General features: G+C 60.4%; 10 protein-coding genes. 5 read left to right on the top strand and 5 right to left on the bottom strand.

Annotated features, from left to right (window positions below; genetic code table 11):
• Positions 1 to 129 precede the first annotated feature (129 nt).
• Together GVL52_RS12790 and GVL52_RS12785 are read left to right on the top strand one after the other, a co-directional pair.
• Positions 130 to 4,905, top strand: a complete 4,776-nt coding sequence (locus tag GVL52_RS12790) for an NAD-glutamate dehydrogenase (protein ID WP_160007586.1) — start codon at positions 130 to 132, stop codon at positions 4,903 to 4,905.
• Between the two features lie 31 nt (positions 4,906 to 4,936).
• Positions 4,937 to 6,328: an MFS transporter gene (locus GVL52_RS12785; RefSeq protein WP_160007584.1), complete on the top strand. Its 1,392-nt coding sequence runs from the start codon at positions 4,937 to 4,939 to the stop codon at positions 6,326 to 6,328.
• A gap of 18 nt (positions 6,329 to 6,346) precedes the next feature.
• On the opposite strand, the gene purH is transcribed toward GVL52_RS12785, so the two are convergent.
• The 4 genes from purH to htpX form a co-directional block, all read right to left on the bottom strand.
• Positions 6,347 to 7,963, bottom strand: coding sequence for a bifunctional phosphoribosylaminoimidazolecarboxamide formyltransferase/IMP cyclohydrolase (gene purH, locus GVL52_RS12780; RefSeq protein WP_160007582.1), 1,617 nt, complete (start codon positions 7,961 to 7,963; stop codon positions 6,347 to 6,349).
• A gap of 95 nt (positions 7,964 to 8,058) precedes the next feature.
• Entirely contained in the window at positions 8,059 to 9,729 is a 1,671-nt protein-coding gene (locus GVL52_RS12775) for a heparinase II/III family protein (protein ID WP_160007580.1), read from the bottom strand.
• A gap of 109 nt (positions 9,730 to 9,838) precedes the next feature.
• Positions 9,839 to 11,233, bottom strand: a complete 1,395-nt coding sequence (locus tag GVL52_RS12770) for an RsmB/NOP family class I SAM-dependent RNA methyltransferase (RefSeq protein WP_200847816.1) — start codon at positions 11,231 to 11,233, stop codon at positions 9,839 to 9,841.
• A complete protein-coding gene (gene htpX, locus GVL52_RS12765) occupies positions 11,224 to 12,186 on the bottom strand; it encodes a zinc metalloprotease HtpX (protein ID WP_160007576.1) in 963 nt (320 codons plus the stop codon). The genes GVL52_RS12770 and htpX overlap by 10 nt, the downstream gene beginning before the upstream one ends.
• Positions 12,187 to 12,307: 121 nt before the next feature.
• Here htpX and GVL52_RS12760 point away from each other — a divergent pair, with 121 nt between their 5' ends.
• Positions 12,308 to 12,532: a DUF1674 domain-containing protein gene (locus GVL52_RS12760; RefSeq protein WP_160007574.1), complete on the top strand. Its 225-nt coding sequence runs from the start codon at positions 12,308 to 12,310 to the stop codon at positions 12,530 to 12,532.
• A gap of 48 nt (positions 12,533 to 12,580) precedes the next feature.
• Complete coding sequence (locus GVL52_RS12755; RefSeq protein WP_160007572.1) at positions 12,581 to 13,030, top strand: thermonuclease family protein; 450 nt, start codon at positions 12,581 to 12,583, stop codon at positions 13,028 to 13,030.
• Positions 13,031 to 13,063: 33 nt separating this feature from the next.
• Here GVL52_RS12755 and acs read toward each other — a convergent pair whose 3' ends face one another.
• Positions 13,064 to 15,019 (bottom strand): acetate--CoA ligase, encoded by a 1,956-nt coding sequence (acs, locus tag GVL52_RS12750; RefSeq protein WP_160007570.1) that lies wholly within the window; start codon positions 15,017 to 15,019, stop codon positions 13,064 to 13,066.
• Between the two features lie 223 nt (positions 15,020 to 15,242).
• On the opposite strand from acs, the gene GVL52_RS12745 reads away from it, so the two are divergent.
• On the top strand, positions 15,243 to 15,944 hold the full coding sequence (locus GVL52_RS12745; RefSeq protein WP_160007568.1) for a DUF1013 domain-containing protein: 702 nt from the start codon (positions 15,243 to 15,245) through the stop codon (positions 15,942 to 15,944).
• Positions 15,945 to 15,993 lie beyond the last annotated feature (49 nt).

Raw genomic sequence — 15,993 nt, 5'->3', positions numbered from 1 at the left:
GTTTACGAAACTGATCGACGAGCAGTAAAAAACGAACGAAAACTGCAATCGATATCCTTATTTTAGCGATTTTTCTCCAGAACCATCTGCTAACTTGCCCGCAATCAAGGAAATGGGGGAACATCGTCAATGGCTGCTCGAAACAATCCGAAACGGGACAAGCAGATCGAAAGCGCGAGCAAGATCGCCGCTGCGACCGGTGAGCACTACCTCGCACCTGAAATCCTCTTCGGGCGCGCGAGCGGAGACGATCTTGAATCCTACACGCCTGAGATGCTGGCACTCTCGGCCGTCCATTGCGCGGCAGAGCTTGCTGCATGGACCGGCAAGTTACCACGCGTCACCGTGACAACGCTTGAGAATGTCGAGCCCGATGGTGTGGCCGTCTCTGTTTTATCCGTCACCGACCACAACATGCCGTTCCTTTACGAATCGGTGATGGGCGAGGTCACCAGCAGCTATCGCGATCTGTACATGGCGGTACATCCCATCATTGTGATGAACGAAGGAAAGCCACCGGAACTCTATACTCCCGGTATGCCTGGCGAGCCGGCTAACCGCGTCAGCCATATCCAGCTGCACCTCGCGCCGCTGACAGCTGGGCAATCCACCGCTCTGATCAACCGTGTCCAGATGGTTCTGGAGCAGGTCCGATTGGCGGTCTCCGATTGGCAGCCGATGCTGGACAAGCTTGGCACGGCCATCGACGAGCTATCAGTACGCAACGTCGGGCGCCGCAAGGCAGATCGCGACGAGGCCATCGCCTTCCTCACATGGCTGCGCGATGCGAATTTCACCCTTTTGGGGATGCGCGAATATGTCTATTCCGGCAAGGGCACCGGCGCCAAGGTCGAGCGCGACAAGGGCACCGGCCTTGGCATTCTCTCCAACCCCGAGGTGCTGGTGCTGCGGACCGGTCGCGATGCCGTCACCACCACGCCGGAGATTTTGGCCTTCCTCGATGGCCCCGATTTCCTGATCGTCACCAAGGCCAACGTCAAATCGGTCGTCCATCGTCGCGCCTATATGGATTACGTCGGTGTGAAACGGTTCGATGCCGATGGAAACGTGACGGGCGAGCTGCGCATCGTCGGCCTGTTCACCTCGACTGCCTACACATCGATGGCGACCGAGATTCCGCTGCTGCGCTCCAAGATCGACAAGGTGAAGGAGCATTTCGGCTTCGACCCGATGAGCCATTCCGGGCGCATGCTCGACAACACGCTGGAATCATACCCGCGCGATGATCTTTTCCAGATCGACACCACCCTGTTGGCAAGCTTTGCCGAGCAGATCAACGACCTGACCGACAGGCCGCGGGTCCGGGTGCTGCCTCGCATCGATCACTTCGACCGCTTCGTCTCGGTGATCGTCTACGTCCCGCGCGAGGAATATGACTCGATCGTCCGAGAGAAAATCGGCGCCTACCTGAAGACTATTTATGATGGCCGCGTTTCCGCCTATTACCCGGCTTTCCCGGAGGGCAGCGTTGCCCGCGTCCACTTCATTATCGGTCGATCCGGTGGCAAGACGCCGCGCATTCCACAGGCAAAGCTCGAAGAGGCGATCCGGGCCATCACGGCGCGGTGGGATGATCGATTCACAATGCTGGCCGGCCCGAAGGCGCCGGAAATCCGGGTGAGCAACGCCTACCAGGATCTCTTCTCTCCTGAGGAAACCTTCGCCGATCTCGCCGATATCACGGCGTGTGCCGCCGACGAGCAGATCCGCATCGAGTTCTATACCCGCATCAAGGATGGCACGCCGCTTCTTTGCCTGAAGATTTTCCACGCCGCCGGCCAGCTTGCGCTGTCACGCCGTGTCCCGTTGCTTGAAAACCTCGGCTTTAATGTCATCAGCGAAGGCACCTTCGAGATCGACGTGACATTGGCCGACGGCAGTGAAACGCTCGTGGTCCTGCACGACATGGAACTGGAAGCCCAAGGCGGCGCGGACATCGACCTGCAACGCCACGGCGCGACCCTCGAAGAAGCGTTCCTGGCGGCTTTCTCGGGCATTATCGACAACGACAATTTCAATCGACTGATCATTTCGGCCGGACTTTCTGCGCGCGAGACCAGCGTTCTGCGGGCCTATTCACGCTATTTGCGCCAGGCTGGCATACCCTACTCGCAGGATTACATCGCAACGACGCTGGATAAGTACCCGGCCATATCGGCGCTGATTTTCCAGCTGTTCCACGATGGTTTCGACCCGAAGCTTGCCGAAAAGGCGCGCATCCGCAAGGCAACCGAGCTTCACGCCAGGATTGAGGCAGCCCTTGCAGACGTTCCAAGTCTCGACGACGACCGCATTCTGCGCCGCTACGTCAATGTCGTCGATTCCACGCTGCGGACAAACTACTTCCAGCGCAATCCCGATGGCTCGCCCAAGGCGATGCTGGCCTTCAAGCTCGATCCGTATCTGATCGACGGTCTGCCGGCGCCACGTCCCTTCCGGGAGATGTTCGTTTATGGCGTCGAGGTCGAGGGCGTCCACCTGCGCTTCGGCAGAGTGGCCCGCGGCGGGCTTCGCTGGTCGGACCGTGCGGAAGACTATCGCACCGAAGTGCTCGGCCTGGTAAAGGCCCAGCAGGTTAAGAACGCTGTCATCGTTCCCGTTGGCGCCAAGGGAAGCTTTTACCCGAAGAAGCTACCCATCGGCGGCAATCGCGATGAGATCTTCAATGCAGGTCGCGAAGCCTACAAGACCTACATCCGCACACTTTTGTCGATCACGGACAACATCTCCGGTGCCGATATCATACCGCCTGAAAACACCGTGCGGCTTGACGGCGACGACCCCTACTTCGTCGTCGCCGCCGACAAGGGCACGGCGACCTTCTCGGACACCGCCAACGCACTGGCACAGGAAGCTGGCTTCTGGCTCGACGATGCATTCGCCTCTGGCGGCTCGGCTGGCTACGACCACAAGAAGATGGGCATCACCGCCCGCGGCGCCTGGGAGACAGTGAAGCGCCATTTCCGCGAAATGGACATCGACATCCAGACGACCCCATTCACGGTTGCCGGCGTTGGCGACATGTCCGGCGACGTCTTTGGCAACGGCATGCTGTTGTCGCCGAAGATCCGGCTGCTGGCCGCCTTCGACCACCGCGACATCTTCATCGATCCGGACCCTGATATGGCGAGGACGCTGGCCGAACGGCAGCGCCTGTTCAACCTGCCGCGCTCAAGCTGGCAGGATTTCGACAAGAGCCTGCTCTCCAAGGGTGGGATGATCATTTCCCGCTCGGCGAAATCAGTCACGCTGACAACGGAAGCCGCGGCAGCGATCGGGATCGACAAGACGGTCGCCACCCCCTTCGAGGTCATCGCCGCGATCCTGAGGAGCCCGGTTGACCTGCTCTGGTTCGGAGGCATCGGCACCTATGTGAAGGCAGCGTCCGAAACGGACACGGATGTCGGCGACCGCGCCAACGACCCGATCCGCATCAGCGCCGATGAAGTACGCGCCAAGGTCATCGGCGAGGGGGCAAACCTCGGCGTCACCCAGCGCGGCCGCATTGCCTACGGCCTGAAGGGCGGACGCTGCAACTCGGACGCCATCGACAATTCCGCTGGCGTCAACACCTCCGACGTCGAGGTCAACATCAAGATTGCCCTGGCAGCCGCCATGCATGACGGCCGTCTGACCCGGCCGAAGCGCGACACGCTTCTGTCCTCGATGACGGAAGAAGTCGGCACGCTCGTGCTGCGCAACAACTATCTGCAGTCGCTGGCGATCTCGCTCACCGAGCGAAAGGGAACAGCCAATGGATTGGAGCTCGCCCGCTTCATGGCCGTTCTCGAAACGGCCAAGCAGCTGAACCGCAAGGTCGAGACGCTGCCCGACGAAGCGACGATGGCCGAGCGCTATGCCGCCAACAAGCCTTTGACCCGGCCGGAAATCGGCGTGCTGTTGTCCTATGCCAAGATCGTCCTCTTCGACGCGCTTGCCGCAAGCAACCTGCCCGACGACCCGTATTTCGTGGCGACTCTATCGCACTACTTCCCCGCCAAGATGCGCAAGTCGAACGCATCCGACATTACCAACCATCGCCTGAAGCGCGAGATCGTTGCGACGATCCTGGCCAACGAGGCGATCAACCGCGGCGGCCCGAGCTTTACCGTCAGCATGATGGATGCGACGGCCGCTTCGGCGTCAGAGGTGGTAAGAGCAGCCATCATTGCCCGCGATGGTTTCGACCTCGCGCGGCTATGGGCCGAAACCGATGCGCTGGACGGCAAGATTTCGGGGCAGCAGCAGAACCGGCTCTACGAGGAGATCAGCCATATCTTTACGGTTCTGACGCGACTGCTGCTCAAGATGCAGATGGCGAAGGGCGACATAGCCGAAACCATCGAACGGTTGCGGACCGCCTTCAAGAAGCTTCAGCCGATCTTTGCCGGGCAGATCGTGCCCGAACTCGAAGCGCGGCAGACCGAATACCACGGCGCGGGCGTACCGGAAAAACTGGCGGGTGAAATCGCCCATCTTATGGGCTTTGCGCTGGTGCCGGAGATCATGCAGATCGCCGAGCGCACAGGCGAACCGCTGGTACGCGCCGCCGAGAGCTACTTTGCCGTCAGCCAGACCTTCCGCGTGGGTCGACTGCTTGCCGCAGGTGGCCGGATCATCACCTCGGATCATTACGAGAACCTTGCACTGGCGCGAAGCCTCGACCAGATCGCCGGCGCCCGGCGCGACATCGTCACCTCCGCCTTGTCCAACCACGGCAAGGAAAAGCTGCCGGTGCAGGCATGGCACGCCAGCGATCGGATCAGGATCAATCGCATCGCCGAGGAGCTATCGAGCCTCAGCGACGGCGGCGATCCGAACCTCGCCCGCATCACCGTGGCGGCCGGCCTGCTGACCGATCTTGCGCGAGACGGGGTGAGGTGAGACAGTCCGCTCCGAAATCAGGAGCAGACCGGTGAATCGCATTGACTGGACGGGAACGGGAACACAGCCCCCGCGCGCGTCGCGCAGGGGAATTTGGGGCTGGATGTTCTTCGACTGGGCGGCGCAACCGTTCTTCACCGTCGTCACCACCTTCATCTTCGGCCCCTATTTTGTGGCTAGGCTGACGGCAGACCCGGTATCGGCCCAGACGCTCTGGAGCAACATGGCGACGATCTCATCGGTGATCATCGCCATCCTCTCGCCCATCCTCGGATCGATCGCCGATCAGTCCGGTGCCCGCAAGCCTTGGATCGGCTTCTTCGCGGTGATCAAGATCGCCAGCCTCTGCTGCCTCTGGTTTGCAGCGCCCGGCTCGCCGATCATCTATCCGGTGATCTTCATGATCCTGGCCTCGATCGCCGCCGAATTCTCGATCGTTTTCAACGATTCCATGATGCCGCGCCTGGTTGGCCGGGAAGAGGTCGGCAAGCTTTCCAATACCGCCTGGGGCCTCGGCTATCTCGGTGGGATGATCGTGCTGATCTCGGTGGTCGCGCTGCTGGCCGGAAGCCCGGAAACCGGCAAGACCATCCTCGGCCTCGATCCGCTGTTCGGGCTTGATCCACACACCGGCGAGGACGCCCGCATCACCGGGCCGATCTCGGCCGTCTGGTATCTGATTTTTGTGCTGCCGATGTTTTTCTTCACCCCCGATGCCAAACGCGGTTTGCCGTTTGCCACAGCCGTCCGCTCCGGTCTTCGCGAGGTCAGGCATACGCTGGGCGAATTGAAGCACCGAAAACCGCTGCTGCGCTTCCTCATCGCCCGCATGGTCTACCAGGACGGGGTCAACGGCCTGCTGATCCTTGGCGGCGCCTTTGCAGCCGGCATGTTCGGCTGGGCGACGATCGAGATCGGCATCTATGGCATCATTCTCAATGTCGTGGCGATTTTCGGCTGCATCATTGCCGGCCGTGTCGATGCGCGCATCGGCTCGAAGGTCACCATCCTCATCAGCCTGACGCTGCTGCTGCTTGCCACCGCAGGCATCGTCTCGACCGGACCCGGCTACACGCTCTTCGGTTTGATATCCCTGCCCACTGCCGATTCCGGCGGCCTGTTCGGCACCGCGGCGGAGAAAGCCTATATCGGCTACGGCCTGCTCATCGGCTTGGCGTTCGGGCCGGTGCAGGCCTCGTCGCGATCCTATCTGGCGCGCAGTGTCAGCCCAAGCGAGGCCGGACGCTATTTCGGCATCTATGCCCTGTCTGGCCGCGCCACCAGCTTCATGGCGACGCTTTTGTTTTCGGTGATGACATACGCAACCGGCTCGTCGCGCTTGGGCATGGCGACACTGGTTCTGTTTCTGGCGGGCGGGCTGATCCTGCTGATCCGGACGCCCTATCCGGCGGACAGGGCGTAGCCGGTATTCGTTTCCGACTTAGTGGCGGAAGTGGCGCATGCCGGTGAAGACCATGGCGATGTTGTGCTCGTTGGCCGCATCGATCACTTCCTGATCGCGCATCGAGCCACCCGGCTGGATCACCGACGTTGCACCGGCAGCAATCATCGACAGCAAGCCGTCGGAAAACGGCAGGAACGCCTCGGAGGCAACGGCAGAGCCATGCGTCATCGGAACAGCCAGACCGAGCGCCTTGGCAGCTTCCTCGGCCTTCAGGCCGGCGATACGGGCAGAATCGATACGGCTCATCTGGCCAGCACCGATGCCGGCCGTCTGGCCGTTCTTGGCATAGACAACAGCATTCGACTTGACATGCTTGGCGACCTTGAAGGCGAACTTCATGTCTTCGAGTTCCTGGGCCGTTGGCGCGCGCTTGGTCACGACCTTCAGCTCAAGGTCTTCGACCATGCCGTTGTCACGGCTCTGCACCAGCAGGCCACCGGACACCGTCTTGGCCGTCAGACCGGCAGAACGTGGATCAGGCAGCCCACCCGCGGCCAGCAGCCGTAGATTGGCCTTGCGGGCAACGATCGCCTTGGCTTCATCGGTCACGCCGGGCGCAATGATGACTTCGGTGAACAGCTTGATGATCTCTTCGGCCGTTTCGGCATCGAGGATCTGGTTGAGGGCAATGATGCCGCCGAACGCCGAGGTGCTGTCGCAGGCAAGCGCCCGCTGATAGGCCTCGAGGAGGCTCGATCCGGTCGCAACACCGCAGGGGTTCGCGTGCTTGATGATCGCGCAGGCCGGCGACTTCTCCGGCAGGAATTCGGCAACCAGTTCGTAGGCGGCGTCGGTGTCGTTGATGTTGTTGTAGGAGAGCTGCTTGCCCTGCAGCAGAGCCGCCGTCGAAACGCCAGGGCGCTGCTCGCCGGTCACGTAGAAAGCAGCCTTCTGGTGCGGGTTTTCGCCGTAGCGCATCTCTTCCCTGAGAACGCCGCCGATCACCCGATGGCGCGGCGTGTCGATCGACAGCGCTTCGGCAAACCAGTTGGAGATCATCGCGTCATAGGCAGCCGTGCGGGCATACGCCTTGGCGGCAAGGCGCTGACGGAACGCATAGCTTGTCTGTCCGGCATCCGCCGAAAGCTGCTCGAGCAGTTCCGCATAGTCAGCCGGATCGGTCAGGATCGCCACATAGGCATGGTTCTTCGCCGAAGCGCGGATCATCGCCGGACCGCCGATGTCGATGTTCTCGACGGTGGTCGGATAATCGCCGCCGGCAGCGCGCACGTCTTCGAACGGATAGAGATTGATGACGGCGAGATCAATCCCGTCAATCCCGTGTGCCCTCATCGCCTCCTGGTGCTCGGCATCGTCACGGATTGCCAGCAGACCACCATGCACCTTGGGATGCAGCGTCTTCACCCGGCCGTCCATGATTTCTGGAAAGCCCGTAACGTCGGAAACGTCGGTGACATCGAGGCCGGCAGCAGCAATCGCCTTGTGGGTTCCGCCGGTCGATAGAAGCCGGACGCCTTGATCGGAAAGGGCGCGCGCAAGCTCGACGATACCTGTTTTGTCGGATACCGACAGCAAGGCGGTCTTGACGGAAACCTTGTCAGGGGCGGGGATTTTCTTGGAAACGACGGCCATCGGGCTTCTCCGTTCGATGTTCGGGAGACACCCGGCAAGGGGTGCACGGAATATGGCGCCGCGTTAGCACAGCTTTGCCCGCGCGCAAACAGCCACTAGCTCCTGCGCGACAAAAACCACCGAATTTCCGGCTTTTCCGGATAGGCAAAGCTGATTTCCATCTGGTCTGAAGCGCAAATGCCGGAGGCATCGGCAAAGAACACATCCTCCGAAATCTGCACGGTATTTCCCGGCGACGAGAACAACCAGCTTTCGCCATCGGGTGCCGTCATCAAAACCGACTCCCGGTCCATCTGCTTCAGATTGATCGATGGATGCGCGTGAAAGCGCGCCACCGCCCGCAGGTCGCCTTCGCCCCTGCGTTCTTCGGCAACGGCAAGACGATCGAGGCCGGTCATGATTGAGCCCGTGGCATTCAGGGTCAGTTCGCGCTCGTGCATCACGCCGAAGGCCTTGAGATAGCCGTCATGGCTCGCTTTGACGACATCCCGGCCGTCATCGGCCGCAACACGATCGACATGCACCGTCTTCACCGGATCCGTGATCACATGGGACACGAAATCGGAAGCGGCAAAGCGGCTGGAGGATGTGTCGTTCAGCGTCACCGTCGTATGCGCTGCGGTCGTCCGGGCAATCTGCACATACCGGTTGCCGGCAAACTTCGGCGATCCGGAATTGACGATGAAACGATGCCGACCGGACGACATCTCGAAAGACAGGCAACCTGCATGAACGGTCCGCGACAAGCCGCCAGCAGGCGGGAGGCCGGTATCGGCGATCACCACGGTGCGCCCGGCTGCCAGCCGCTGATAGCGCGAATGCGGCATCGCCTTGAACGGTTCACCGGCGGTCTCGTCATAGCGCAGCAGCGAAACCAGCTCATTGGCCGACGTCGATGTCGCGCCATTGAATAGCGCGAGATCACCGTCCTGATGGCGGAAGAAGCGCAGCGCCGGATACATGCGGTCGATGCCCGAGATCAGCTTCTGCGGCAGATCGTGGCCGAGATTGATGTAGGTCTGTCGCAGCGGCAGCAGGTCGAGCAGAAGCTCCAACGCGACCCGCGGATTGCGCGAGACATGCCCGCCGTCCGGCAGAATCTGGCTATCGAACTCGGCGTCGAGCGCTTCCGAGGATTTGCGGATCACACTGGCGCGCACCGGCATCGAGATCGAAGCCATGGCAAGCGCAAGACGCACGCGAAACCGAACCTCGCCTGGTGGGGCATACTTTGCCATCCGCCGCAGGAATCGCACCTGAAACGCCAACGAGCGCACGAACCGGCGATAAAAGCCGCGGTCGGCATTCTGCAGAACGACGGGCGAATGCGACAGCCAGGCAATGACGCGGGTCGCCGTGACATCGATCTCCCAGGCAATGCCTTCCATTCGCCCGCCATGAATGGTCAGCCAGCTGTTGACGATGGCACGCGCAACATTCGAATGAAGGTCGTTCTTCTTGGAGCGCATATGGCGCAACCAGCCAAAGCCGTGAAGCCTGATGGCGAATGAGCGCGACGGAAGACTAAACGTAAACGGAGATCTTCCACCTGTCTCCAGCATGCGGCCGACAAGCGGAAAACGGCCGTTGATAATCTCCTCGGCAACATGCGAATCGACAGGTCTGAGATCCGTCGGCGCCACAATCAGCCGCTCGGGAACGTAGACCGTATGGCGGAACAGACGCAGGCGCACGAGTGCTGCACGGCAACGTACCCGCCGCCAAGCCTCCCTGAGGTAAAGACCTGAAAAACGTCCGGATCGCATTGCTATTGTCTATTGACCCATATCGTTAGGATTGCCCGGACAAGTCCGGAAACGGCACCGACCGTCGCTGATTCTGCATGGATGCTTAACTATGCCAGTTGCTTTTCGATCAGGCAACACGGCGCAGCACGGCGGCATAGAAACCGTCGAGGCCCGGCGCGAAACCATCAGGCAGTTTCAGCATGTCAGGCGTGGTTCGGAACGCACCAAGCGGGCTGATCGCCTGCTCCAGCCCCGGCCAACGGCTCGGGTCGATCGCCACGCGCTCGAAGCCGCGCGTATCGGAAAGCACCTGCGCCACCACCTCTTCGCCCTCGCTCGGATCAAGCGAGCAGTTCGAAAACACAAGCACACCGCCTGGCTTCAGCAATCGCAGCGCATAGCGCAGCAGGCGCTCCTGCAAAGCAGCAAGCTTGGCAATGTCCTCCGGCCCCTTTGTCCAGAGCACATCGGGGTGCCGACGCGTGGTGCCGGTGGACGAGCAAGGCGCATCTAGCAGGATCGCGTCAAAAAGTTCTTCGGGTGCGTATTTCGTCAGATCCTCGGCGACCGTATCCGCAGCCAAGCCGAGGCGATCGAGATTGGAGCGCAACCGCTTGATGCGATTTTCCGACTGTTCGACGGCGGTGACGTCGCCACCGGCCAGAATAAGCTGCGCGGTCTTGCCGCCCGGTGCTGCACACAGATCGGCAACACGCTTGCCCGAGAGATCGCCGAACAGCTGCGCCGGAATGCTGGCGGCCGCATCCTGCACCCACCAGGCACCCTCTTCGAAACCTTGGAGGGACGGGATACCACCGTCAAAAGCGGCAAGACGAATACCGCCGGTGGGCAGCACGATACCGTTGAGCTTCTCGGCCCAGGCCTGCGCATCCGATTTGACGCTGAGATCGATCGCCGCCGGCTGCAGCTGCGAATCCGAGATCGCCTGCGCCGCGTCGCGGCCATAGGCCTTTTCAAGCCGTTTGAGAAACCAGCCGGGCATCGACGGTATCCCTTCGATCTGCTGCAGGATCTCCTGTTTCTCCCGGCCCATGCGGCGCAGCACGGCATTCACGACCTTGGCAAACCGCCGGCTTCTCGGATCGAGGTGCGCCTGTTCCACAGCGATATCGACGGCCGCGTGATCGGGAACATCGAGATAGAGGATCTGGGCGGCGGCAATGGAAAGCACATGCTGCAGAGAGCGTGCGCCCTCCGGCAAAGGTGAATCCAGCAACGAGCCGATGGCCGCTTCGATGCGCGGCAGATGCCGGAGCGTGGTGTTCAAAATAGCACGCACAAGTCCGCGGTCGTCGTCCTGCAACGCCTTGTAGGCGGGATTGCCATGCTCATGGTCGAGCGCACCATCGAGCGGCAGCTTCCGGTCTATAACGGCAGCCAGAATTTTCGACGCTGCCGCACGTGCCTGCAGGCCGGGCTTTACCGGACCAGGCACTGCCGCCGATGCGGAAGGCTTCTGCGAACGAAATGGCTTGTTTTTACCGTCTGAACTCAAGACCAGGGACCCTTTGGCGGTTGCGAGCCACCGCGGCCAAGGCCGGCATCCGGAACTGAGCGCGATTTGCGCACCGGATTAGCAGCACGAACCGACGGCGTCGAGGCATTCGTCATATTTCCTGCCATTTCATGCAGCGCGGCAATGCGGTTATCCGTATTCGGGTGCGTCGAAAACAGATTGTCCATACCGGCACCGGTCAAAGGATTGATGATGAACATATGGGCTGTCGCTGGATTGCGCTCGGCATCGTAGTTCGGAATGGCCGATGCACCGCGAGCGATCTTTCCGAGCGCGGAAGCGAGCCAAAGCGGGTTGCCACAGATCTCGGCTCCACGCCGGTCGGCGGAATATTCGCGCGTCCGGCTGATCGCCATCTGCACCAGCATCGCCGCCATCGGCGCCACAATCATCGCCAAAAGCACGCCGACGAAGCCAAGCGGATTGTTGTTGTTCTCGCGATTGCCGCCGAAGAAGAACGCGAAATTGCCGAGCATCGAGATCGCACCGGCAAGTGTCGCAGTGATCGTCATCGTCAGCGTATCGCGGTTTTGAACGTGGGCTAGTTCATGCGCCATCACGCCGGCCACCTCTTCCGGCGACAATGCACTGAGCAGGCCCGTGGATGCAGCTACAGCCGCATTTTCGGGATTGCGGCCTGTCGCAAAGGCATTCGGCTGCGGGCTGTCGTAGAGATAGACCTTCGGCATCGGCAGGCCAGCATTGTGGGAGAGATCGCGAATGATCGCGAAAAACTCCGGCGCATTGCGCTCATCGACCTCCTGGGCGCGGTACGCAGAGAGCACCATCCGGTCGGAATTCCAGTAGGAAAAGAAGTTCATTCCGGCAGCGACCACGAACGCGATCATCATGCCGCTACGACCGCCGATCATAAAGCCGACGACCATGAACAGCGCGGTCATGAAGGCAAGCAACATGGCAGTACGAACAAGGTTCATCGGTATCTCCATCTACGGCAAGTGCGCAGTTCGCATATCGAAGGGTTTCAATCGCGGCGCCAGCGCACTATAATTTGGTTATTGATCAGTCATTTTCAATATTTTCAGGCAGACGAGCGTGATGCAAGAAGCGGATAACGACAACACCGAAACTGCGGCCATCGAAACCACCGAGCCGCCGGGCAAGGTACTGTCGCCTGCCGCCAAGCGGGCCCTTGCCGAAGCCGAAGAGCGTCGCCGCGGCGCGCAACCGGGCGATATGCCTGCCGAGATCGGCGGGAGAGGGGGCGCTGACCCTGCCCGCTTCGGTGACTGGGAGATCAACGGCAGAGCGATCGATTTCTAAGTAAATATTCCTATTGACTTCGGGTGATTATCGGAATTTATTCCTCTCATGATCACACGCACCGTCATGATAGTTTTGTTTCTCATCGCAGCGCCGGCATCGAGCTTTGCGCGCGATGAGATCGATGGCCCGGTGGCGGCGGAAATCCTGCGGGTGATCGATGGCGACACATTGCTGGTGGAAGCCCGCCCATGGCCGCAGCAGACGATGGAAGTCTACGTCCGCATACGCGGCATCGACACACCCGAGATGCACTCCAGATGTGCCGCCGTCAGACGGGCGGGTATCGATGCCCGTCAGGCGCTGGAACAGTTGATGGCAGACTCGCCGCAAGTGCAGCTGACAAAAATTTCAGGCGACAAGTATTTCGGCCGTATTCTCGCAAACGTCACTTTGTCGGACGGGCGGAATCCGGCTCAATACATGTTGGGCGAGGGGATCGCGGTCGCCTATGACGGCGGGCGCAAGCCGAAGACGCCTTGCCCAGAAGAGAATTGAAGCCGCCCCGGTTGCCCGAAGCGGCTTGATGAATCAGGCAATCGCCTTGTTCTGTCGGTTGGCAATCAGATCATCAACGACAGCAGGATCGGCGAGCGTCGATGTATCGCCCAGCGACCCGAAATCATCCTCGGCAATCTTGCGCAGGATACGCCGCATGATCTTGCCTGACCGCGTCTTCGGCAGCCCCGGCGAGAACTGGATCTTGTCGGGCGCGGCAATCGGGCCGATCTCGTTGCGCACGTGCTTGATCAGTTGCTGCCGCAGCTCGTCGGACCCCTCATTGCCGGCCATCAACGTGACATAGCAATAGATGCCCTGCCCCTTGATCGGATGCGGATAACCAACCACTGCCGCCTCCGACACCAGACTATGCGAAACCAGCGCCGACTCCACCTCGGCCGTGCCGAGGCGATGGCCGGACACATTCAGCACGTCATCGACGCGACCGGTGATCCAGTAATAGCCGTCCTCGTCACGACGGCAGCCATCGCCGGTGAAATACTTGCCTTTATAGGTGGAGAAATAGGTCTGGATGAAGCGCTCATGATCGCCATAGACGGTGCGCATTTGGCCCGGCCAGCTGTCGCTGATGCAAAGATTGCCGTCCGCCGGTCCCTCAAGCACATTGCCCTCGTTATCGACCAGTTCTGGCTTCACGCCGAAGAACGGCTTGGTCGCAGAACCGGGCTTCAGATCGGTTGCTCCGGGCAAAGGAGTGATCATGTGCCCGCCGGTTTCCGTCTGCCACCAGGTATCGATGACAGGGCAGCGCTTGTCGCCGACCACATTGTAATACCACTCCCATGCTTCCGGATTGATCGGCTCGCCGACCGTACCGAGCAGCCGCAGGCTGGAGCGCGACGAACGCGTCACGAACTGATCGCCGGCGCCCATCAGCGAGCGGATCGCTGTTGGAGCCGTGTAGAAGATATTGACCTTGTGCTTGTCGATAATCTCCCAGAAACGTCCCTGATCCGGAAAATTCGGCACGCCTTCGAACATCAGCGTCGTGGCGCAATTCGCCAGCGGTCCGTAGACGATGTAGGAATGGCCGGTGACCCAGCCGACATCGGCCGTGCACCAGTAGATATCGCCGGGATGATAATCGAACACATATTCATGGGTCATCGCCGCATAGACGAGATAACCGCCGGTCGTGTGTAGCACGCCCTTCGGCTTTCCGGTCGAGCCCGACGTGTAGAGAATGAAAAGCGGATCTTCGGCCTTCATCTTGGCCGGCGGGCACTCCGCTTTTACCGTCGCCATTTCCTGATGGTACCAAAGATCGCGGCCAGGTGCCCAGCCGGTCTTGCCACCGGTGCGGCGAACGACCAGAACCTTTTCGACGATGACGTGCTGGCGCGCCGCAATGTGGATCGCCGTATCCGTATTTTCCTTCAGCGGCACCGGCTTGCCGCCGCGCACGCCTTCGTCGCAGGTGATGACGAAGGTTGATTCGCAATCGACGATCCGACCCGCCAGCGCTTCCGGCGAGAAACCACCGAACACGATCGAATGCACAGCGCCGATGCGAGCGCAGGCGAGCATCGCATAGGCTGCCTCAGGGATCATCGGCATGTAGATGGTAACGCGGTCGCCCTTCTTGACGCCATGCTTCTTCAGCACGTTCGCCATGCGGCAGACATGCTCGTAGAGCTCGTTATAGGTAATCTTCTTGTCGATGTAGGGATTGTCACCCTCGAAGATGATGGCGACCTGATTGCCGTTGGTTTTCAGGTGCCTGTCGATACAGTTGTATGAGACATTCGTCTGGCCGTCTTCGTACCACTTTATCTTCACCTTGCCGGTAAAGGAGGTGTTCTTGACCTTCGTGTAAGGCTTGAACCAGTCGATCCGCTTGCCGTGCTTTCCCCAGAATTTATCGGGATTTTCGACGCTTTCCTCGTACCATTTCTCGTACTTGGCCTTGTCGATAAGTGCATGGCTTTGAACCGGTTTTTGCACCGGGTAGATCTTCTCCGACATAAATTTCCTCCTCACGCGGACACCTGGCAACAAAGCTGCGCTGCAGGTGGTTTCAAGCATTCATAACAGTTCACATTGACCCGGCAATTAGACAAAGGTCATTTCACGCGCGATCAATTGCAATTCTGCGTCACTCCGGTTATATACCGGCATAATTTCCCGGACATAGTGGCGACAACCCACGGACCGCGACACCGGCGCGGACGACAGAAGGACTATACCTATGGCTCAACAACTGCTTATGCCGAAGGCGACCGCCATCTGGCTCGTCGACAACACAGCTCTGTCTTTCGACCAGATCGCTCAGTTTTGCAGACTGCACCCTCTGGAAGTAAAGGCAATCGCCGACGGCGAAGCTGCGCAAGGCATCAAGGGCCTCGACCCGATCTCGACCGGCCAGTTGTCGCGTGACGAAATCGAACGCGCCGAGAAGAACCCGGAACACAAGCTCAAGCTCTCCGAGCCGAAGGTCCGCGTTCCCGAATCAAAACGCCGCGGTCCGCGCTATACCCCTGTTTCCAAGCGTCAGGACCGTCCGAACGCCATCCTCTGGCTGGTCCGCAACCATCCGGAACTGAAGGACGCCCAGATTTCGCGTCTGGTCGGCACCACCAAGTCGACCATCGAACAGATTCGTGAGCGCACCCACTGGAATGCCGCCAACCTCGCACCGATGGACCCGGTCACGCTTGGCCTCTGCAGCCAGATCGACCTCGACATGGAAGTCGAAAAGGCCGCTAAGGGTCGTCCGCTGCCGACCGCTGCCGAACTTGGGGCCACCCTGCAGTCTGCGCAGGAAACCGAGCGCCTGACACCGAGCTATGAGCGCGAAGAAGAAAAAGAAATTGACGCCGACGCCGTGTTTGCAAAGCTGAAGTCGCTGAAGTCTTCCACGCCTGAGGAAGACGAAGACGACCGCTACTGAGATATCGGATAGTCACAGATCAGGACCCCGCTTCGGCGGGGTTTTTTAT

The organism is Rhizobium sp. 18055 (assembly GCF_902706285.1).
Taxonomy (GTDB): domain Bacteria; phylum Pseudomonadota; class Alphaproteobacteria; order Rhizobiales; family Rhizobiaceae; genus Rhizobium.
The sequence above is the reverse complement of the archived record's forward strand: the minus strand, read 5'-3'. Positions and strand labels throughout refer to the sequence as shown.

Coding starts and splice junctions, on each gene's coding strand:
- GVL52_RS12760 (WP_160007574.1), top strand. CDS start 12,308: ATGCAAGAAGCGGATAACGACAACACCGAAACTGCGGCCATCGAAACC.
- GVL52_RS12745 (WP_160007568.1), top strand. CDS start 15,243: ATGGCTCAACAACTGCTTATGCCGAAGGCGACCGCCATCTGGCTCGTC.
- GVL52_RS12755 (WP_160007572.1), top strand. CDS start 12,581: ATGATCACACGCACCGTCATGATAGTTTTGTTTCTCATCGCAGCGCCG.
- GVL52_RS12775 (WP_160007580.1), bottom strand. CDS start 9,729: ATGCGATCCGGACGTTTTTCAGGTCTTTACCTCAGGGAGGCTTGGCGG.
- htpX (WP_160007576.1), bottom strand. CDS start 12,186: ATGAACCTTGTTCGTACTGCCATGTTGCTTGCCTTCATGACCGCGCTG.
- acs (WP_160007570.1), bottom strand. CDS start 15,019: ATGTCGGAGAAGATCTACCCGGTGCAAAAACCGGTTCAAAGCCATGCA.
- GVL52_RS12790 (WP_160007586.1), top strand. CDS start 130: ATGGCTGCTCGAAACAATCCGAAACGGGACAAGCAGATCGAAAGCGCG.
- purH (WP_160007582.1), bottom strand. CDS start 7,963: ATGGCCGTCGTTTCCAAGAAAATCCCCGCCCCTGACAAGGTTTCCGTC.